This is a genomic window from Paenilisteria riparia FSL S10-1204, from assembly GCF_000525995.1.
GTDB lineage: Bacteria > Bacillota > Bacilli > Lactobacillales > Listeriaceae > Listeria_A > Listeria_A riparia.
The window spans coordinates 1-20,251 of record NZ_AODL01000020.1 but is presented as its reverse complement, the minus strand read 5'-3'; the positions used below and the strand labels follow the sequence as shown (position 1 = coordinate 20,251).

The window sequence follows — 20,251 nt, the reverse complement described above, 5'->3', positions numbered from 1 at the left end:
GCCTGTGCCCTCCTTTATCTTAATCCGCAAACTGCGATAAATACTCCCAGCGTTCCATCAAGCGTTCCAGCTCAGCTTCTGCCTCTTCCAGTGCTGCATTCAGCTCACCAGCTTTCGTAAAATCACTACCAACGGCCTCTAAATCCTGATGCAGCGTCGCAATCTTGCTTTCCTGCGCCTCAATCACATTCTCAATATCGGCCCATTCCCGCTTTTCTTCAAACGTATGCTTCACTTTTTCTTTCGGTTTCTCCGGCTTTGATTCCGCTTTTTCAACCACTGGCGCCACATTCGGCTTCGCTTTCTTCGTGTCCAACGTCGCCAAAAATTCACTATACTCCCCGAGATACGTCTTGATTTGACCAATCCCCGTGAAAACTAGCAATTTCTGCGCGATTTTGTCCAAGAAATACCGATCATGGCTTACCGTAATTACCGTGCCGTTAAACGTCTCCAAATAATCTTCCAAAACCGTCAACGTCTGCGTATCCAAATCATTCGTCGGCTCATCCAGTAAAAGAACATTCGGCCGTTCCATCAAGATTTTCAGCAAGAACAAACGACGCTTCTCGCCTCCGGACAAACTCCCAATCTTCTTCCCGTGCGCAACTGGTGGAAACAAGAAGCGCTCCAACATATTAGACACCGACACAACTTCACCGTCCGATGTTTTTACCGTCTCGCCTGCCTCTTGCAAATACGCAATCATCCGCTGATCTGGGTCCATTTCTTCATTTTGCTGCGTATAGTAACCAATTCGCACCGTTTGCCCCGTTGAAATCTCACCAGCATCCGGCTCTATCCGCCCAGCTAGCATATTAAGTAACGTCGATTTCCCCGTCCCATTATTCCCCGTGATTCCAATCCGTTCTCCCGGTTGAATAATTAAACTGAAATCCTGCAGCACATGCTTTTGCGCGAAACGCTTCTCCACATGATCCAACGTAAAAACTTGCTTTCCAAGCCGTGACGTCGCAAAATCCAACTGCAATTCCGCATCATCCGCTTTCGTCTTCACTTTTCCTTCTAAATCGGCAAACCGATCCTGGCGTGCCTTTTGTTTCGTCGAACGCGCCTTAGCCCCGCGTCGCATCCACGCCAGTTCCTTACGATACAAGTTCCGATTTTTCTCACCTTCGCGCGCTTCATTATCCATCCGAATCGCCTTGGCTTCCATGAACTTCTCGTAATTCCCCACATACCGATACGCCGTCCCGCGGTCAATTTCCAGCATATGATTCGTCACCCGATCCAAGAAATACCGATCATGCGTCACAAGCAAAACCGCCCCACGGAACCGATTCAAATAATCCTCCAAAAACCGAATCGACGTAAAATCAAGATGGTTCGTAGGCTCATCCAAAATCAATAAATCCGGCGTCTCAATCATTACTTTTGCAAGACCAACCCGTTTGCGCTGACCACCAGACAAAGACCCGACTTTCGCCGTCAAATCCGTAATCCCCAACCGATCCAAAATCGTCTTCGCATCCGTGTTCACATCCCACGCATTCGTAGCGTCCATCTCATGCTGCGCTTTCGTAAACCGATCATGTAGCGCCGTATCATCCGGATTCACCGCCATCTCAAGCAACACCTGCTCATACTGCCGAACCGCCTGAAGCGCCCGCGTCTCTCCTTGAAAAACTTCTTCTAAAACCGTGTGCTCATCTGATAAAAGCGGGTCTTGCGCCAAGAATCCAATCGTATAATCCTTCGCCTTTGAAATCTCGCCCTTATCGCCTTCTTCTATTCCAGCAATAATCGAAAGCAGCGTCGATTTTCCCGTTCCATTCACCCCGATAACACCAATCCGCTCACCTTCCGTAATCGCAAACGTCACATTTTCAAAAAGGCTTTTATCGCCATATGTTTTCGTCAAATTTTCCACTTTTAATTGTTTCATTATTTCCCATCCATTCCGTATATGTCTTCTCTATTTTAGCGAAGTTCTCACAAAAAGGCTAGGAAAATCGACGATAGATTTCCTAGCCCTGATAAACCTATAAAATTTTAGAATAACCCCATCGCATTTCCTTTTTCATCGACGTCCATGTTTAGTGCCGCTGGTTTCTTCGGTAATCCTGGCATTGTCATCACATCACCCGTTAAAGCAACGATGAAGCCTGCACCAAGTTTTGGAATGAATTCGCGAATGTGGATAACGAAATCTGTTGGACGACCGAGCATTATTGGATCATCCGTTAACGAATACTGCGTTTTTGCCATACAAATTGGGTAACGATCCCAGCCGTACTTCTTGAATTCCGCGATTTGTTTTTGCGCCTTACTAGAAAGTTCGACACCGCTTCCACCATATACTTTTGTTACGATAGCTTCTAATTTATCTTCTATTGAATCAGCATCGTCGTACATACGTGTATATTTCGCTTGGCCTGTTTCCACTGCAGAAATAACTTTATCCGCAAGGTCTGCTCCACCAGCACCACCATTTTCCCAAACTTCTGTAAGTGAGAACGGGATATCATATTCCTTGCAAAGTGCTTCTAATTGCGCAACTTCGGCGTCAGAATCGGTAATGAATTTATTAATAGCGATGACATATGGTAACCCGAATTGTGATACGGTATCCACATGTTTTTGCAAATTCGCAAAGCCTTTAATCAACGCGTTCACGTTTTCTTCGCCAAGTTCGGTTTTTGCAACCCCGCCGTGCATTTTCAGCGCACGAATCGTTGCTACAATAACCACACAATCAGGCGCTTTATCTAAAGCAGGCACTTTAATATCTAAAAACTTCTCTGCGCCAAGATCCGCACCAAACCCAGCTTCCGTCACGACATAATCCGCTAATTTAAGTGCAGTTTTAGTCGCCGAAATACTATTACAACCATGCGCAATATTCGCAAAAGGTCCACCGTGCACAATAGCTGGTGTATGTTCTAACGTCTGTACTAAGTTTGGCTTCAATGCTTCTTTTAGCAACAATGTCAGCGCACCTTCATAACCCATTTCACCAACTGTTACTGGTTCGCGATCATAGTTATAACCAATCACGATAGCACTTAAGCGGCGTTTCAAGTCTTTCAAATCTGTAGCCAAGCAAATAATTGCCATAATTTCGGATGCAACCGTAATATCAAATCCATCTTCACGCGGCACACCTTGCACAGGTCCACCTAGCCCTACAACGACTTTACGCAAAGCACGATCATTTAAATCGACAACGCGTTTCCAAACGATACGGCGTTGATCAATTCGTAATTCATTTCCTTGTTGCATATGATTATCAATGAATGCTGATAAAGCGTTGTTTGCCGCTGTTATCGCGTGGAAATCACCAGTAAAATGCAAGTTGATGTCTTCCATTGGAATTACTTGCGCATAACCACCACCGGTTGCGCCACCTTTCACACCCATTGTTGGCCCAAGCGAGGGCTCCCGAAGTGCAATCATTGTTTTTCTTTTCTTCGCAAGTGCATCCCCTAATCCTACTGTTACCGTTGACTTTCCTTCACCAGCTGGCGTCGGATTGATAGCGGTTACAAGAACTAATTTGCCATCTTCTTTGTTTACAAGCGAGTGAATCGTGTCATAGCTTAGTTTAGCCTTATATTTACCGAACAGTTCTAACTCTTCCACACTTAACCCGATTGCTTCTGCGACCTCTGTGATTGGTTTGATTTCTGCTACTGATGCGATTTCAATGTCAGACTTTACTTTGTTTGCCATTTTAAATTCCCCTTTCAATATGTAACAAATATATAAAAAACTCCTGCAAATGTAACGGCTTTCTTTTTGTTGCGCCGGGAAAAATACCGGCTTGGTACTGATGAGCCTTATCTGCCACAAAAATTGCGCATCCAGCCATTGCACTGACAGGAAATTCTTTCACCATTACTTATTCTTGCGTATCCTTTGAAGCTTGTCAAGCGCATCCGGATTCTCTTGGAAGAACTGGACGACATCACCAATTCGATCAATTGAATTCCAACTTAGATGATGCTCGATTCCTTCTACATCCTCATAAATATGAGCCTCTTCTACCCCGATAACACTCAGGAAACATTCCAGTAATGCATGTCTTTCTAACAAGCGTTTTCCGACTGTTTTTCCTTTCGATGTTAAAATGAGGCCTCGATATTTCTCATATACCAGATATTCATCCTTATCTAGCTTCTGAACCATTTTTGTAACAGAAGACGGATGCACTAGAAGCTCCTCCGCTATATCTGATACTCGAGCATAACCTTTATTTTCAATCAATGAATAGATTTTCTCGATATAGTCTTCCATGCTTGGTGTTGGCATTTGCATATTCCTCCAACCTTGATTTCTTTCACCATTTCATTCTACCACACCCTGCCAGAATTCGCCTCTGTAAAGGGTTATTTTTTTCAAAAAAAAGTGCCCATCATGTAAACGCTTCAAAAATAAACTTGACGCACCGATAAGTGTAGGTTTATGATGAATGTATCGTATTTGCTTACATGTGAGAAGCAATATGACAAAAACGGGCTAGTTTTATTTTTGGCCAAGATTTAGGAGGATTTTTATTCATGCAAAATGGAAGAGTTAAATGGTTCAACAATGAAAAAGGGTATGGTTTCTTGGAGATGGAAGACGGCGAAGACATTTTTATTCATTTCACTGCCATTCAAGGAGATGGATACAAATCGCTCGATGAAGGTCAAACAGTCACGTTTGAAATCGTAGAAGGCAATCGAGGACCACAAGCGGCTAACGTAGAGAAAGTATAAGTAACGAAAAAACCAGTACATCAATGCTGGTTTTTTCTTAGCCATTATGGCCGCCAACTAGTCCTGCTCTTGCGATTGCGGTACCACCTTCTAGCAAACTGCTCGCTCGCATCATCGACTTGAAGCCATATCGATTTCTGATATTATCAATCGTGCGCTCCAACTGTTCCTGATACAATGTCTGCAAAGCATCTTCGAAAAGATTCAACTGTGTGCCTTGTTTAAACGTGATTTTCCCAGCGGATAAAGCGATAGTTCGAACCGCTTCTCGACCGATATATTTATAAAACAAGTGTAGTGCTGCCTCTGCGATTTGTTTATTATTATCTGTTGGATGCAACTTTATTTGATGACTAAATCCTCGTTCAATGCTGTGCTTGCTATAACCGATGCTCAAGTGAATAACGGCTGTCTGCGCATGTTCTTTTCTAATTCGCATCGCCACTTCTTCGGCCATTTCACGAATCACAATGGCCACTTCTGCTATATCACGATAATCGCGTTCTAAAATCTGACTTTTACCGAAACTTTTAGTTAGTGGTATATATTTTTCGGACAAACGACTATAATCGATTCCGTTCGCGTGGTAATAAAGCTGCTCGCCTATAACACCCATTGTCTTTCTGAGCAGTTCTACAGGAGCATGAGCTAGACTGTATATACTTGAAATACCGATATTCTGCAATCTTGCCGCGGTTCGATGCCCGATACCTACTACATCTGTCATTTTTTGCACTCTCCATAAAGTGTTCGGAATATCTTCATATCGCCATTCTGCTATGCCGCTCCGATTATGTTTTGCTTCCACATCCAATGCGACTTCCCCAAAAAAGGATTCTCCCCAATACCTATCGTTACAGCCAATCTAAGTTCCTGCCAAATATCTTGTTGCAGACGTTTCGCAATGGACATCGTATCACCAAATAAAGCATGATACTGCGTGACATCCATGAAAAATTCATCAATCGAAAACACGTATAAGTCATCCTTGCTCACATATCTTCTAGCAATTTTCAAAATCATCTCGTTGACGTGCAAATACAAATTCATTCGTGGCGGTGCGATAATAATTCGCGAATCATCCGGCAATTCATAGCGTCTTGACCCTGTCTTAATACCAAATTCGGCCTTCATCATTGGACTTGCTGCTAAAACAAGACCACCTTGGCGCTCTGCATGGCTCATCACAACCAAATAAGTCGTTAGTGGGTTCAAATGTCGTTTCACACATTCCACACTCGCAAAAAATGATTTCACATCAATACATAAAATATCTCGACGCGGTGCCACAGAATAATCTATTTCTCGTACCATTTCTCATAGCCCCTTTCTTTCACAAAGCGAATCATTTCTAAATCAATCCCCCGTATGGCATTCCCTACCTGGACATGCAAACAGTCGCCTTCCACAGCCACAATTCGCCCTTCAATATAAGCGTCAGGAGCCTCTTCTTCCTCCTTATATAATTGAATGACAGCAACTGCGCGATGTTGTATGACTTGATGCAACACATGATAGACACTCTCTTGGTCCATCGGTTTTTCCCACACAGGCAAGCGACTTTCCACTTCCATTTTCGCCGTATGTTCACTGAGCAAGAAGCCGCCCCATTTCTTCATTCCACGATCATGATAATCTGATGAAGTCATCCCACAACGCCCCCTGTCCTTTTTTGTATTTATAGTATACAAACATATGTTCTGTTTTACTAGTGACTAAAAGTACTATTTATTCGCCGCTAACTGCATCGTTTTAGCTATAGCATTACCAATTTGTTATACTAGACTAGAAAGGAGCGAGATTTATTTGGAAATCTATGTAGACGGAGCAAGCGCTGGTGACCCTGGTTTAAGCGGTATTGGAATTGTGCTGATTGCTGATGGAATTTATAAACAGATTAGCAAACCAATTGGAATAATGAGCAATCATGAAGCCGAATTTATCGCTATAAAAACGGGAATAGAACAAGCCCTCACCTATCACCCAACTCTCTTAAGAATTTATTCCGATTCTAAAATTGTGGTGCAATCCATTGAAAAACGTCATGCAAAAAACCCGATTTTCAAACCACACTTAGATATAATTTTGCAATTATTAGATACGAACGACTTATTTTTCGTACAGTGGATTCCGAGTGCTTCTAATAAAAAAGCCGACGATTTGGCGCGACAAGCCATCCAAAAACAAAAAAACATACTAAAATGACTGGCAAGACCGTGGTTTTGCCTACTCATCTTAGTATGTTTCTCATTAGAACAGGTCTGAAAACTCATCCTGTACTTTATTTATATCTGCAACATCCACAGTAAACGTCTCTGTCATATTCGCTACTTCTTGTACCATCGCCTCAAAGTCAACAAAGCTTTCATAACGCTCCACTTTTTCTAATTTAGGGCGTGTTTTCGGAGATGGCGGTGTAAAAATCGTACAACAATCCTCGAAAGGACGAACAGAAATATCATACGTATCAATGCGTTGCGCAATATCGATAATCTCATTTTTATCCATTGATACGACTGGACGAATAATCGGCGTTGTCGTCACCGCATTAATAGCTAGCATACTTTCCAACGTTTGACTCGCCACTTGCCCTAAACTTTCCCCATTTACAATTGCCAAGCATTCACGACGTTTGCGCAATTCATCTGTAATTCGCAACATTAAGCGACGCGTAACTGTCATCGTTAAACCTTCTGGAATCTGCTTTTTAATCAGTTCTTGAACCGCGGTAAACGGTACGACATGCATTTGCACCTGACCACTATACTTTGCTAATTTCCCAGCTAAATCTACCGCTTTTTGACGAGCACGTTCACTCGTATACGGTGGGCTATGAAAATGCACTGCTTCAATTTCAACACCACGTTTCATCGCTAAATATCCCGCCACAGGCTATCAATCCCACCAGAAAGCATCAGCATTGCGCGCCCCGAAGAGCTAACCGGCAAACCGCCAGCGCCTTGAATCGTTTGGCACGACAAAAACACGCCCTCACTCCGAACTTCTACCAGCAACTTCACATCCGGCGTTTTCACATCGACATGCAAATCATCAATATTTTGCAAAATATAACTACCAAGTTCATGATTTACTCCGCTCGTGTCCAGTTCAAACGAACGATCAGAACGGCGCGTATTCACTTTAAAACTACCGCCAGGTCGATGCACCGCACGCACCAACTCAAGTCCAGCACGCTTCATCTCTTCCACATCTTGTAACACACGAACCGCAGGGCTAAATGACTGAATCCCAAAAATTGGTTGCAATCGTTCTAAAATCACCTGCGCATCCGCACCATTCAACAGTAAATACATCCGATCACGTTCCCCAAAAACCTTCACTTCCGGGAAATCAGCAATGGCACGCTTCACATTATGTGCTAACTTTTTTATAAATTGTTTTCTATTTCTTCCTTTAGTTGATAATTCGCCGTATCTTACGACTATACGATCATATTTCATTATTTCACCACTTCATTTAGATTTTTTATTACTGCTCGAATTACTTCAATAAAACGTTGCGCTTCGGCCATCGTATTTTGGTAAGATAAACTGACACGAACGGCACCAACTGCCTCGTCATCCGTTACTTGCATCGCTTTTAACGTACTGCTCGCAAGTTTGGCACGCGAAGAACAAGCACTGGTCGTCGAAACATAGATATCATATTCTTCCAAAGCGTGTACAAGCACTTCTCCGCGATGTCCCACAACTGAAAAACAGCAAATGTGCGGCGCCGCATGATATGCGTCCGTATGCACCGAAACTTCTGGCATCGCACCAAGCATCTCTAGCAAATAATCACGAATCGCAAGTAAGTCGGAAAGCTTTGCCGACTGTTCCTCAAAACCAATCCGCAACGCCTTCGCAAACACAACAGCTCCCGCCGTGTTCTCCGTCCCGCTTCGCAAGCCAAACTCCTGCCCACCGCCATCTAAAGGCGGCACCAACGACACATGCTTCTTCTTAAGCAGCGCACCCGTTCCTTTCAAGCCATGAATTTTATGTCCCGAAATCGTCACCAAATCGATTCCCGTCATATCCAGCGGCACTTTCGTTAGCCCCTGTACATGGTCCACATGAAAAAACGTCTGACTCCGCGTTGCCAATACATCCGCAATTTCCCGTATAGGCTGCACCGATCCAACCTCATTATTCACATGCATCACCGACACCAAAATCGTGTCCGGACGTAACGCCTCCCTCAGCGTATCCACCGAAACAACACCCGTCGCATCGACAGGCAAACGCGTCACTTCAAAGCCTTGAGCCTCCAAAGCACCCATCGTATTTTGCACAGAAGGATGTTCAATCGCCGTCGTAATAATATGTTTCCCACGGTTGCTATAAAATCCCGCAACCCCTTTAATCGCCATATTATTTCCTTCCGTCCCCCCCGATGTAAAAATAACTTCCTCCGCCAACACGCCCATCTTATTTGCCACAAGTGTCCGCGCCTGTTCATGCAGTTCATTGACTTTCGTTCCATAACGATGCAGCGAAGACGGGTTCGCAAAATAGTTCGCTGCTACTTTTCCGTATGTTTCAATACAAGTATCCAGCGGCTTCGTTGTCGCGCTATTATCAAAATAAATCATCCTTCAAAGCCTCCATTACCAATTCTCTACCTAAACATTTTACCACACATGTCAAGCAAAAAAAGCAGAAATAACGTCTCTACTTTCCTAAGACAAAATTTCTGCTTTCAAGCACATTCCTTTATTCCACTTCGTCTACATTCATTTGCATCTCATATGCTTTCTCAATCTTCTTAAAAGCGCTCGGCTCCACTTTCTCCAAAGCCGTCACAGCTATTTCCAAAGCCTTATTATACAAAAAGTCCTTATAGAAATGATCCTCTGCTTTGCGCAATTCCTCAGCAAGCTCAGGATTACGCAAACGATAACGGTTCGCATATTGAATCACATGCTCTACTAATTGCACATTTACAATCATTTCTTCTGCTTTTTCTGTTAAATGATCGAGGTTTTCTTTGGCAACACGCCATTCGTGATGAATTGCCTTCATATTCAACGGCTTTTCTTTCAACCGCTCTTCTAGCTTCACAATTGATTCTTCCATATGATCACTAAGCGCAACATACTCCTCTGGCTTACCAGGAAGGCGCTCACGGTCTAATTTCCGTGTTAAGTTCACAACAGCACGACGCATTCTATCTGCGTCTTCACGTGCCTCTAACTCGTCTTTTCGTAACGAACGCAACTCTTCAGCGAATGTATCTTGCTCTACCGAAATGTTCGATACAATCGCGTCGATTTCTTTTAATGTATCCTCTGCCGCCGAATAAGCGATTTTTACTTCTGATAAGCGTTCTGTTACAGATGTCAATTGTTCTTTCTGCGTTTCTAATTGACTCGCTACTTTTAAATACGTTGCCAATTCATCTTCTGACACATGATACGTCTGCTTCACTTCTTTGATTTGCTCGGCTAGCGCGTCGGAAACCGATACTTGTTTCTCCAACTTCGCTTCCACTACAATCCGGTTTTCCTTCACAAAATGACGCGCCTCTACTTCATGTTCCAACGTATCATAAAATAAAATTAATTTCCGTATGCAGTTCCGTTACACCATTTTCGACAACTTCAAGCTCACCAGCGACAATCTTCACTTTCAAGTCCGCCACACGCTCGCTCATCCGCTCTAATTCCGCCGCAAGTTGCAATTGCTCTAAATAATAGCCCTGTTGCACCATTTCATCATAGCCCGCTTGCAATTTACTCATTTCATCTGGCAAAATAATATCGCTTTCCCGTAACAAACTAGGAATCTTCTCCATTTTCACGCCAAGTTTCTCTAAATTATGTTGTACATTAAGTACCGTTTCCCGTGCTTCTAAATAATCGCCTTGATCTGTCAACATATCAAAGCGATTCAAGCTTTCTGCAATCGCATCGAGCTCGCCTTCCACACCACCAAGTGCTTCCCCTAGCTTATACCCATTGCTGAGCACATCGCGGCGAATCATTGTGAACTTATCTTTTGCCATGCGGATATCTTGGGCATTACGTTCTTCACTAGCTAGCAGCTCTTTTAACCCACGCAAAATCTGTTTCATTTGCGTATCGATATCATGAATCACTTGCTCGACTTGGTTTTCCATTTGTGTTGCTTGGCGGAACTGGTAACGATCCGTATGTTGCTCAGCATTTAAAATGTATTCTTCCAAATCAGGGAACAATTTCGTCGCAATCTCATCCCACGAATCGCGCCATGACTCAAACAATGCCTCTGTCTGGCCAGTTAGCTTCAATTTCTTTACCTTCGTTAATTCGTCAATAACTGGCCGTTCCATCAATTCAATTTTCTGTGCTTCTAATTCATTAATTCGCTGATAATGCTTTTTCTTCATTATGTATCCGGCTGTAAATAGCACTGCTACCAGCACGACAAAGCCGAGTAAATACCAAACAAACATATCGTTACCTCCTACTATTCTGTATACCTCTATTTTTCAAACACACATCTAAGTAAAAATTAGAATTTCATGCTATACTAACTCATTATACACATAAACCATTCTAACACGATTCTTCTGTATTTGCCTTATTTAAAACTAAAAATAATGAAAAAGTGGTGAAAAAAATGATTGAAATTCCAAAATTCACAGGAACTAAGGCAGAAAATTACCAATTATGCGTCAAACAAGTCGAAGCAATGATTGCTGGCGAATCGAACCTCATTGCCAACTTGAGCAACATTTCCGCGTTATTAAATCAAGCCCTAACCGATATTAACTGGGTTGGCTTTTATTTACATGAAGAAACGTCGAATCAGCTCGTTCTCGGCCCATTCCAAGGCTTGCCCGCGTGTATTCGCATTCCACTAGGGCGTGGCGTCTGTGGCTCTGCTGCTGCAGAACAAACAACGTACCTTGTCAAAAACGTCAATGAGTTCCCTGGACATATCGCATGTGACGCTGCATCAAGATCCGAAATCGTCGTACCAATCGTACACAACGGACAATTGCTTGGCGTATTAGATGTGGACAGCCCTTCTATTGACCGGTTTGATGAAACCGATCAAGCCTACTTAGAACAAGTTGTTGCAATACTAACAAACACATTATAATTAAAGTTGACAACAGCACTACACATGTACTATACTAGAGAGCGTGTAAAATGCAGCTTGAGTGATGATGAATATGACCGTTGTTTATCCCCGAATTTTCGTGGTGTATCCTGTAACCTGCTGCTGCAAGGGCGAAGATACATGAAGATAAACTGCACGTATTTGGTTGTTCACACTTGTTTGTTTTATGCCAAAACAAATATAAAGGAGGAGTCAATCAATGGCTCGTTATACAGGTCCAAGCTGGAAGATTTCCCGTCGTTTGGGATTATCACTTTCAGGAACAGGTAAAGAATTAGAACGTCGTCCGTACGCTCCAGGGCAGCACGGTCCGACACAACGTAAGAAAATCTCTGAGTACGGTTTACAACAAGCAGAGAAACAAAAATTACGTCACATGTACGGCTTAACAGAACGTCAATTCAAAAACACGTTCGTTAAAGCTGGTAAATTACAAGGTAAACACGGTGAGAACTTCATGATCTTACTAGAACAACGCCTTGACAACTTAGTTTACCGTTTAGGTCTTGCTCGCACACGTCGTGCTGCACGTCAATTAGTAAACCACGGTCACATTTTAGTAGATGGCAAACGCGTAGATATCCCATCTTACCAAGTATCACCTAACCAAGTGATTAGCGTTCGCGAAAAATCTCTAAAATTATCAGCAATCGCTGAAAGCTTAGACGTAGCGGCATTCGTGCCTGAATACCTAACTTTCGACGCTGAAAAATTGACAGGTACATTAAACCGCCTGCCAGAACGTTCAGAACTTCATGCTGAAATCAACGAAGCATTTATCGTAGAATTCTATTCACGTTAATTATGGCTACCAGAATCTCGAGTGCCCTGCACTCGAGGTTTTTTTTGTGCAACAAAAAAGTTTGGCGAACAGTCGCCAAACCTTTTTAGATCCTTTTTCGCATGGATATATCGGTTGTTTCGAATCCCATCTTCTCATACACATGAATCGCACGTTTATTATGCCCAACACATGAAGACCGATTTCCGTAATACCTTGCGCCCGCGCCTCCTCTTCAAGCACAGCTAACAACTCACTACCTAGCCCTTGATTCTGAAACGCCTCGAAAATAATAATGTCGTAGATAAAATAAGATTGCTCTTCCTGACAAACCCACAACGTGCCGACTTTTTCATGTGAGCGTATAACATCCCAAATAAAGTGATTCGGTGTATTTACGCCATTTGGAAGTGTGTCTTTCATGCTTTGTTTCGCATTTGCCAAAGCTTCAGAAGCAAGCCATGTCCCCGCCTCCACTTTATCTTCCGCATAAGCAATGCTCAAATTTTCCGAGAAGGTCGCAAAATCTGCCTGTTTCATCAATTTCAGATGCAAATTAGGCATAGCGCACCAAGAAATATTTTTTCTTACCACGACGCACGATTGTAAAACGATTTTCGACACGATCCGCGCTTGTCACCACTTTTTCTAAGTCTTGGACTCGTTCGCCATTGATGTAAATGGCACCATTGCCAATATCCTCGCGTGATTGACGCTTTGAAGGCTCGATGCCCAGCTCTACTAACCAATCAACTAACAATGCTTCGTCTTGGTTGGCCGTAAACGTTGGAACATCTTTAAAACCTTGTTCAATTTCGTCTGCTGTCAATGCTTTTACGTCTCCGCTAAACAATGCTTCGGAAATTTTAATCGCTTGGTCTAATGCTTCTTGGCCATGAATAAAACGCGTCATTTCTGCTGCTAAAGAACGTTGCGCTGCGCGACGATGCGGTTCTAATTTCACCGCGGATTCCAAGTCATTGATTTCATCTCGAGTTAAAAACGTGAAATATTTCAAGTATTTCACAACATCACGATCATCTGTATTGATCCAGAATTGGTAAAACTCATATGGTGTTGTTTTTTCGGCGTTCAGCCAAATCGCGCCACCTTCTGTCTTACCGAATTTCGTTCCGTCAGCTTTCGTCAATAATGGTATTGTCAAACCGAAAGCTTTTGCACCTTCGCCTTGTTTTTTGCGGATTAAGTCTAGGCCCGCCGTAATATTTCCCCACTGATCGCTACCACCGATTTGCAAACGACAATTATGATTTTCATACAACTCGTTGTAATCCATCGCTTGTAAAATTTGGTATGCGAATTCAGTAAACGAAATTCCGACTTCTAAACGATTCGCGACAATATCTTTGGCAAGCATTGTGTTAACGTTGAAGTTCTTCCCGTAATCACGCAAGAAATCAAGTACCGTCAAATCCTTCGTCCAATCATAGTTATTCACCATAATTGCACCATTTTCACCGGAAAAATCAAAAATCGTTTCTAACTGACCACGCAAGCTTTCCACGTTTTTATTCACTTGCTCGATGGATTGTAATTGGCGTTCTTCTTTCTTACCACTTGGGTCACCGATAGATCCTGTTGCCCCACCTACGACAACGATTGGGCGATGTCCTGCATTTTGAAAACGGCGCAAAATCATGAATGGAATTAAATGGCCGATATGCATCGAATCGCCTGTTGGGTCAATACCGCAGTATAGTGAAATCGATTCTTTATTTGTTAATTCGCGAAGTCCTTCTTCGTCTGTTTGTTGGTATATGGCGCCACGCCATTCTAGTTCATCAATAATATTCATTTTTTTGGCTCCTTACTTTATTGGTTTTTGTTTGGGTAGTGTTGTTTGTGATTACATTGGGGTTGTATTGCTGGTAGCTAATTTACAGCTCGTACTTTACAACGTGGGGACGCGATGTTTCTTTTTAGTGGATTAACCTATCGCTTTGCTCACGCTTATATTGGGGCTGTATGGTTAACATCTGATTTACCAGCTCGCGCTTTATATTGGAGGTGCTCCATGTTTCTTTTTAGTGGATTAACCCATCGCTTTGCTCACGCTTATATTGGGGCTGTAACTCACTTTGTTCGAACAGCCCCAACAAAAAGTCCCCCCGTCATAGACGAAGGGACGCAAAATATACGTGGTACCACCCAACTTAGGAAAAATCTTCCTCGCTTCATTAAAATAACGGCAAATACTACCGTTTGCAAATGCAAATATGCTCCGGGATGTAATTCGTCTCACTTATTTGTACTGGTTCTCAGCTCCCACCAGCTCTCTTGGATACAGGGATAAGCGACTACTTCGTCCGTTCATAGCTTTTCGATATAAACTTGTAGTTCTATTTTTAACATAGATTCACATCGTTTGTCAAATGGAATTGCAATTTTAGCGTGTTGTACCGCGCATTTTTTCGCTATGTGGTAAGATGACTGTTTTTTCTTCAACTTCTTCGTTTGCCATCAATTTCGTTAGTAAACGCATGGCTACAGCGCCGATATCATAAAGGGGTTGCACAACAGTTGATAATTGCGGGCGAGCCATCAATGTTAATTTTGTATTGTTAGATGTAACAATTTCCAATTCTTCTGGTACTTTTACACCTGCATCTAATGCGGCATTTAAAACACCCATCGCTAGCTCATCATCTGCTACGTAAATCGCGTCTGGTGTTGCTTTCAAGCTGTTTAATTGCTCCCAAGCTTTTACACCAGCTTCATAGTTATACGCTGATTCTAATACGTAGTCTTCGTTGAACTTGATTTTCGCTTCTTTCAAGCTTCACGATAACCGCCAAGCTTCAATTCGCTGTTTACTGGCTCATCTAAAGAACCACTGATGAAAGCAATTTTCTTACGGCCATTTTTTGTAAATCGTGATACTGCTTCGTAGCTTGCTTGTTTGTAATCAATATTAACCGATGCGATTTTGTTGGCTGCATCTACAGAACCGGCCAACACGACTGGTGCTGGTGAACGGTCAAATTCTTCTTGCAACTGCTCTGAAATACGTTCACCCATGTAAATAATGCCATCGACTTGTTTGCCTAACAATGTATTAAGTACTTGCAACTCTTTGTCTTCATTTTCATCGGAGTTGCTCAAGATAATATTATATTTATACATCGTCGCGATATCTTCAATACCGCGTGCTAATTCTGCATAAAATACATTTGAAATATCTGGAATCATTACGCCGACTGTCGTTGTTTTCTTACTTGCTAAACCACGGGCAACCGCATTTGGACGATAGCCTAATTGTTTAATAACATCGAGTACTTTTTTTCTAGTAATTGGTTTTACGTTTGGGTTTCCGTTAACGACACGAGAAACGGTCGCCATCGATACATTTGCTTCGCGCGCTACATCATAAATTGTCACATTCATCTATTTCACTCTCCAAAATTAAATTATTTTTAATAGTTAGCCATGTGCCACTATTGTAAACGTACACATTCGTACTTACATCCTATAATACGATAGTTTTTTTCGTTATGCAATTGTTTTCACTTATTATTTACATTACTAAAAATTCAGAAGAAAACGTTTTATCAATTCAAATTCAGTCAAAATCTTCAAAAACAAGTCATAGCAACAATCCAAATAGGCTCCTTTTTTTAACAAAATTATAGTTCACCTAAAAATATCCATAAAAAAAGTAGCTAGAAATGATTTCCTAACTACTCTCTTTCATACATTTATTGAATATTCTCAGGTACTAATTTTGATTTCAAAATCTCTTCCCAGAATGCGTCAAACTCTTTCAAGTTCATTTGTTGTGCTGCGTCAGAAAGAGCAACAGCTGGATCTGGATGTACTTCTGCCATTACGCCGTCTGCACCGATCGCAAGAGCTGCTTTGGCACATGGGAGTAGTAAATCTTTACGTCCTGTAGAATGCGTTACATCCACCATAACAGGCAAATGTGTCTCTTGTTTTAGAATTGGCACAGCAGAAATGTCTAGTGTATTACGCGTCGCCTTCTCGTACGTACGAATACCGCGTTCGCAAAGGATAATTTGGCTGTTTCCTTGCGCCATGATGTATTCCGCAGCACCGACAAATTCTTCAATCGTTGCCGACAAGCCACGTTTTAATAGAACTGGTTTGTCCACTTGTCCAACGGCTTTTAGAAGTTCGAAGTTTTGCATGTTACGCGCGCCAATTTGGATGACATCGATATGGTCAAGCGCCACTTCAATATCGCGTGGTGTCACGATTTCACTAATAACGCCAAGACCAAATTCATCTGCTACGCGCTTCAAAATTTGCAATCCTTCTACACCTAAGCCTTGGAAATCATACGGACTCGTACGTGGTTTAAATGCGCCACCGCGAAGTAATTTTAGGCCTTTATCACGAACCGCACCAGCAACCGTTGCTACTTGATCATACGATTCTACCGAACATGGACCGAATACAAATGTTGGTGTCCCATTACCGATTGGCACGCCATTTACTGGAACAATTGTATCCTCTTTCTTATTCTTACGCGAAACAAGCAATGCTTTCGAATTATCATCTTCTTGTAACTCCAAACCAGCTTTGAAAATTTCTTTAAATAGCTTTTCAATCGTGCTATCTTCAAAAGGACCTTTATTCGCATCCGTAATTGCATTTAACATTTGACGTTCACGAACTGGATCGAAACGAATAACACCTTGCATTCCTTTAATTTTACCGATTTCTTGTACTAAGTTCGCTCGTTTGTTAATTGCTTCTAACACCTCAATGTTTAAAGCATCAACTTGTGCGCGCAACTCTTCTAAATTTGGATTTCCCATGTTCTTTGCCACCTCTCCAATTTCTCTGCCTATCTTTGTACAGTATAATTATTCATTATAGATGAAAAATACTCATTTGTCACCATGTCGCTTTTCTACTTAAGCGCTTTTAAGTGTTAAAGTGAATAATACAATACTAACATTACTTTCTTCTAATTGCAAGCTTCTTTTTCACGGCAAAAACTTCATGCACTAGTTACAGCACAAAAAAAGATGCAAGTTACGCATTTTCACACATAACTTACATCCTTGTTCTCGCTCAGACAGGTTTATTTTTTCAATTCTTTTTTCGCGTCTTCGGCGATTTTTTCTGTTTTTTTCTTTTGCTGTTTTAGAAGCTTCTTTTACTTCTTCTTTTTGTTTTTTTCAGCAGCATCTTTTACATCCGATTTCGCATCTTTCGCCTCTGATCTAAATGTATCGCCTGCTTTTTGTGCAGCTTGTTTTGTCGCTTCTAGTCCTGCATTAGCAGTTTCTTTCACAGATTTTGTTTGTTTAGAAACTGTTTCGTATAATTGACCGGATTTATCTTTAACGACACCTACAAATCCAGATGTAGAGTCCAAGATAGAATCACGTTTTTCTTTAGCCACATTGCCAATTTCAATTCCTTTTTCGTAGGCAACGTCTTTCCATTGTGTACCTTTCTCTTTTAAAACGTCCACTTGCTCGTTTAAGTCACCACGTAGCTCTTTTCCTGATTTAGGAGCTAGTAATAGTGCTGTTACTGAACCAACAATCCCACCAATTAAACCACCAATTAGAAAATCTTTTACATTAATTCCATCTTTTTCAGACATATATTTTCCCCTCCACGTTCGTTTTATAATTGTACTGCTTCTTCTTGCGCTTCTGAAGCGGCTTTTTTTGCTGCTTTATTCGCTTTCATCTTATCACGGAATGACAAGATAGAATTGCTGAACGATACAGCTTGGACAATCTTTTGTTCATTTGCTGTTACTTTATTGGTCGCAAGTGTTGCTAATTCGCGAACCGATTGGCTAAGGCCTAGTAATGATACGCCGATATCCCCTACCGCATCGAATACTGGATCTACTTTAGCCACCTTCCCATTAATATCTTCGAGAAGATCATTCGTCTTGCTCATTAATTTCTCAGCTTGGTCTGTAATTCCTTTGACCTCACCAGTCATTTCTTCTAGCGATTTGGCTACTTCATCCATTGTTTTAGACGTCGATCGAAGTGTCATACCAAGGTAAACAGCAATGACAAGTAGCGCGATTGCAGCAATTAAAGCCGCAACATACAAAATTATTTCCACCTTTTACACCTCCGCATATATCTAGCACTTACCCCCAATGTGTCTATGTAAAACGACCATTTAACAAAGTATGGGCTTTCTTCATTTTAGCAATATTAGCCGAAAAAGGAAAGTAAAAAACAATCGTAACTCTTTTAGGAAGCATATTTCGTCTATTTAGAGTAAAATAGATAGGTACCGCTAATCAAGCGGATGAAACGAAATGGAGTGATTTTTTTGAAAGATCCACGTATTGAAAAACTAGCCTATAACTTAATCAACTACTCAGTAAAACTACAACCAGGCGAAAAAGTGCTTATTGAAAACTTTGGCTTACAAAAAGAATTAGTAACTTCTCTTGTTGCTGAAGCTTATAAAGCTGGCGGATTCCCGTTCGTATCTTTGAAAGAACCTCAAGTAGACCGTGAAATGTTACTTGGCGCCAATGCAGAGCAATACGCGAAAATCGCGGAATTCGAAGGCAACGTCATGAAGGAAATGGACGCCTATATTGGCCTTCGTGCTGGCGATAACATCAACGAACTTTCGGATGTTCCAGCTGATAAAATGAAGATAAACGGCGAATCTGTCGGTAAAATGCATACAGACATCCGCGTGAAGCAAACAAAATGGGTTGTCTTACGCTATCCAAGTGCTTCTATGGCTCAACTTTCAAAAATGAGTACGGTAGGCTTTGAAGATTTCTATTTCCAAGTATGTAACCTGGACTACAGCAAAATGGCTGACGCAATGGAAGACTTGGTGAACTTGATGAACCAAACAGATCGCGTTCGCCTCGTTGGACCTGGCACAGACTTACAATTTTCGATTAAAAATATTCCTGCAATCAAATGTGCTGGTGAAGCAAATATTCCAGATGGTGAAGTGTATACCGCACCAGTACGTGACTCTGTAAATGGAACAATCACATACAACACACCATCACCTTATCAAGGTTTTGTTTTTGAAAATGTGTCGTTTACGTTCGAAAATGGTAAAATCGTGAAGGCAACAGCAAATGATACAGAACGCATCAATAAAATTTTAGATACGGACGAAGGCGCGCGTTACATTGGCGAATTTGCCATTGGGGTCAATCCATTTATTCACGAGCCCATGCAAGACATCCTTTTTGATGAAAAAATTGAAGGAAGCTTCCACTTCACACCTGGTCAGAGCTATGACGAAGCGCCAAATGGCAACCACTCCGCAATTCATTGGGATTTAGTAAACATTCAGCGCCCTGAATATGGTGGTGGCGAAATTTACTTTGATGATGTATTAATCCGCAAAGACGGCCGTTTCGTACTTCCTGAGCTTGAGAAACTAAACCCAGAAAACCTAGCTTAATAATGAATGACAAGAGGTTGGGACAAAACTCAAGATAAAGCAAAACCGCCGAGCCATTTACTTTGGGTAAGACGAAAAATTTTGCTTTACACAAATCGAGCGAAAGCGTTTGTATTCAGGGAGTTTGGTGGAAGCCGGAAGCGCAGCATACTGGTGTATGTGATGACTGAAAGCAGGGAGGGAGTCGTATCCCCGACCATGCGAGAAGTTAAGCGTAGCGTATA

General features: G+C 41.9%; 15 protein-coding genes, 5 pseudogenes and 1 other annotated feature. Of the genes and pseudogenes, 6 read left to right on the top strand and 14 right to left on the bottom strand.

Annotation, left to right across the window (positions count from 1 at the left end):
• Nucleotides 1-19 precede the first annotated feature (19 nt).
• The 3 genes from PRIP_RS10855 to mntR form a co-directional block, all read right to left on the bottom strand.
• Entirely contained in the window at nt 20-1,906 is a 1,887-nt protein-coding gene (locus PRIP_RS10855; RefSeq protein ID WP_036101189.1) for an ABC-F family ATP-binding cassette domain-containing protein, read from the bottom strand.
• A gap of 107 nt (nt 1,907-2,013) precedes the next feature.
• Nucleotides 2,014-3,693, bottom strand: a complete 1,680-nt coding sequence (locus PRIP_RS10850) for a formate--tetrahydrofolate ligase (RefSeq protein ID WP_036101188.1) — start codon at nt 3,691-3,693, stop codon at nt 2,014-2,016.
• 165 nt (nt 3,694-3,858) lie between these two features.
• Nucleotides 3,859-4,272 carry a transcriptional regulator MntR gene (gene mntR / locus PRIP_RS10845; protein WP_036101187.1) on the bottom strand — a complete coding sequence of 138 codons (414 nt, stop codon included), beginning with the start codon at nt 4,270-4,272 and terminating at the stop codon, nt 3,859-3,861.
• Nucleotides 4,273-4,520: 248 nt separating this feature from the next.
• On the opposite strand from mntR, the gene PRIP_RS10840 reads away from it, so the two are divergent.
• Nucleotides 4,521-4,721, top strand: a complete 201-nt coding sequence (locus PRIP_RS10840) for a cold-shock protein (protein ID WP_036101186.1) — start codon at nt 4,521-4,523, stop codon at nt 4,719-4,721.
• A 37-nt stretch (nt 4,722-4,758) separates the two neighbouring features.
• On the opposite strand, the pseudogene PRIP_RS10835 reads toward PRIP_RS10840, so the two are convergent.
• A pseudogene (locus PRIP_RS10835) lies at nt 4,759-6,035 on the bottom strand (Y-family DNA polymerase).
• Nucleotides 6,020-6,370 (bottom strand): hypothetical protein, encoded by a 351-nt coding sequence (locus PRIP_RS10830; RefSeq protein ID WP_036101185.1) that lies wholly within the window; start codon nt 6,368-6,370, stop codon nt 6,020-6,022. The pseudogene PRIP_RS10835 and the gene PRIP_RS10830 overlap by 16 nt, the downstream one beginning before the upstream one ends.
• Before the next feature lie 157 nt (nt 6,371-6,527).
• Here PRIP_RS10830 and PRIP_RS10825 point away from each other — a divergent pair, with 157 nt between their 5' ends.
• Complete coding sequence (locus PRIP_RS10825; protein WP_036101184.1) at nt 6,528-6,926, top strand: ribonuclease HI family protein; 399 nt, start codon at nt 6,528-6,530, stop codon at nt 6,924-6,926.
• A 45-nt stretch (nt 6,927-6,971) separates the two neighbouring features.
• Here the strand turns inward: PRIP_RS10825 and thiI are convergent.
• The 3 genes and pseudogenes from thiI to PRIP_RS10810 form a co-directional block, all read right to left on the bottom strand.
• A pseudogene (gene thiI, locus PRIP_RS10820) lies at nt 6,972-8,182 on the bottom strand (tRNA uracil 4-sulfurtransferase ThiI).
• Nucleotides 8,182-9,318: a cysteine desulfurase family protein gene (locus PRIP_RS10815; RefSeq protein WP_036101183.1), complete on the bottom strand. Its 1,137-nt coding sequence runs from the start codon at nt 9,316-9,318 to the stop codon at nt 8,182-8,184. Before PRIP_RS10815 ends, thiI begins: the two are co-directional and overlap by 1 nt.
• Nucleotides 9,319-9,439: 121 nt before the next feature.
• Nucleotides 9,440-11,159 (bottom strand): annotated as a pseudogene (locus PRIP_RS10810) (septation ring formation regulator EzrA).
• Nucleotides 11,160-11,326: 167 nt separating this feature from the next.
• Between PRIP_RS10810 and PRIP_RS10805 the strand changes: the two are divergent.
• Together PRIP_RS10805 and rpsD are read left to right on the top strand one after the other, a co-directional pair.
• The gene (locus PRIP_RS10805) at nt 11,327-11,812 is read left to right on the top strand and encodes a GAF domain-containing protein (RefSeq protein ID WP_036101182.1); all 486 of its coding nucleotides are present in this window, start codon (nt 11,327-11,329) and stop codon (nt 11,810-11,812) included.
• 220 nt (nt 11,813-12,032) lie between these two features.
• Nucleotides 12,033-12,635, top strand: coding sequence for a 30S ribosomal protein S4 (gene rpsD / locus PRIP_RS10800; protein WP_036087726.1), 603 nt, complete (start codon nt 12,033-12,035; stop codon nt 12,633-12,635).
• Between the two features lie 6 nt (nt 12,636-12,641).
• Here the strand turns inward: rpsD and PRIP_RS10795 are convergent, their stop codons facing one another.
• The 6 genes and pseudogenes from PRIP_RS10795 to PRIP_RS10765 all read right to left on the bottom strand — a co-directional run bounded on the left by PRIP_RS10795 (nt 12,642) and on the right by PRIP_RS10765 (nt 18,698).
• Nucleotides 12,642-13,154 (bottom strand): GNAT family N-acetyltransferase, encoded by a 513-nt coding sequence (locus tag PRIP_RS10795; RefSeq protein ID WP_159101537.1) that lies wholly within the window; start codon nt 13,152-13,154, stop codon nt 12,642-12,644.
• 16 nt (nt 13,155-13,170) lie between these two features.
• Nucleotides 13,171-14,430: a tyrosine--tRNA ligase gene (tyrS, locus tag PRIP_RS10790; RefSeq protein WP_036101181.1), complete on the bottom strand. Its 1,260-nt coding sequence runs from the start codon at nt 14,428-14,430 to the stop codon at nt 13,171-13,173.
• Between the two features lie 323 nt (nt 14,431-14,753).
• Nucleotides 14,754-14,958: a binding site (T-box leader), on the bottom strand.
• A gap of 63 nt (nt 14,959-15,021) precedes the next feature.
• Nucleotides 15,022-16,019 (bottom strand): annotated as a pseudogene (ccpA, locus tag PRIP_RS10780) (catabolite control protein A).
• 311 nt (nt 16,020-16,330) lie between these two features.
• A complete protein-coding gene (locus tag PRIP_RS10775) occupies nt 16,331-17,416 on the bottom strand; it encodes a bifunctional 3-deoxy-7-phosphoheptulonate synthase/chorismate mutase (RefSeq protein WP_036101179.1) in 1,086 nt (361 codons plus the stop codon).
• 269 nt (nt 17,417-17,685) lie between these two features.
• Nucleotides 17,686-18,216, bottom strand: a pseudogene (locus tag PRIP_RS10770) (YtxH domain-containing protein).
• 23 nt (nt 18,217-18,239) lie between these two features.
• Complete coding sequence (locus PRIP_RS10765) at nt 18,240-18,698, bottom strand: DUF948 domain-containing protein (RefSeq protein WP_036101178.1); 459 nt, start codon at nt 18,696-18,698, stop codon at nt 18,240-18,242.
• A gap of 216 nt (nt 18,699-18,914) precedes the next feature.
• Between PRIP_RS10765 and PRIP_RS10760 the strand changes: the two genes are divergently transcribed.
• Together PRIP_RS10760 and PRIP_RS17415 are read left to right on the top strand one after the other, a co-directional pair.
• Nucleotides 18,915-20,027 (top strand): aminopeptidase, encoded by a 1,113-nt coding sequence (locus PRIP_RS10760; RefSeq protein ID WP_036101177.1) that lies wholly within the window; start codon nt 18,915-18,917, stop codon nt 20,025-20,027.
• A gap of 6 nt (nt 20,028-20,033) precedes the next feature.
• On the top strand, nt 20,034-20,251 hold a 218-nt coding region (locus PRIP_RS17415), incomplete at its 3' end, for a hypothetical protein (protein WP_206538198.1).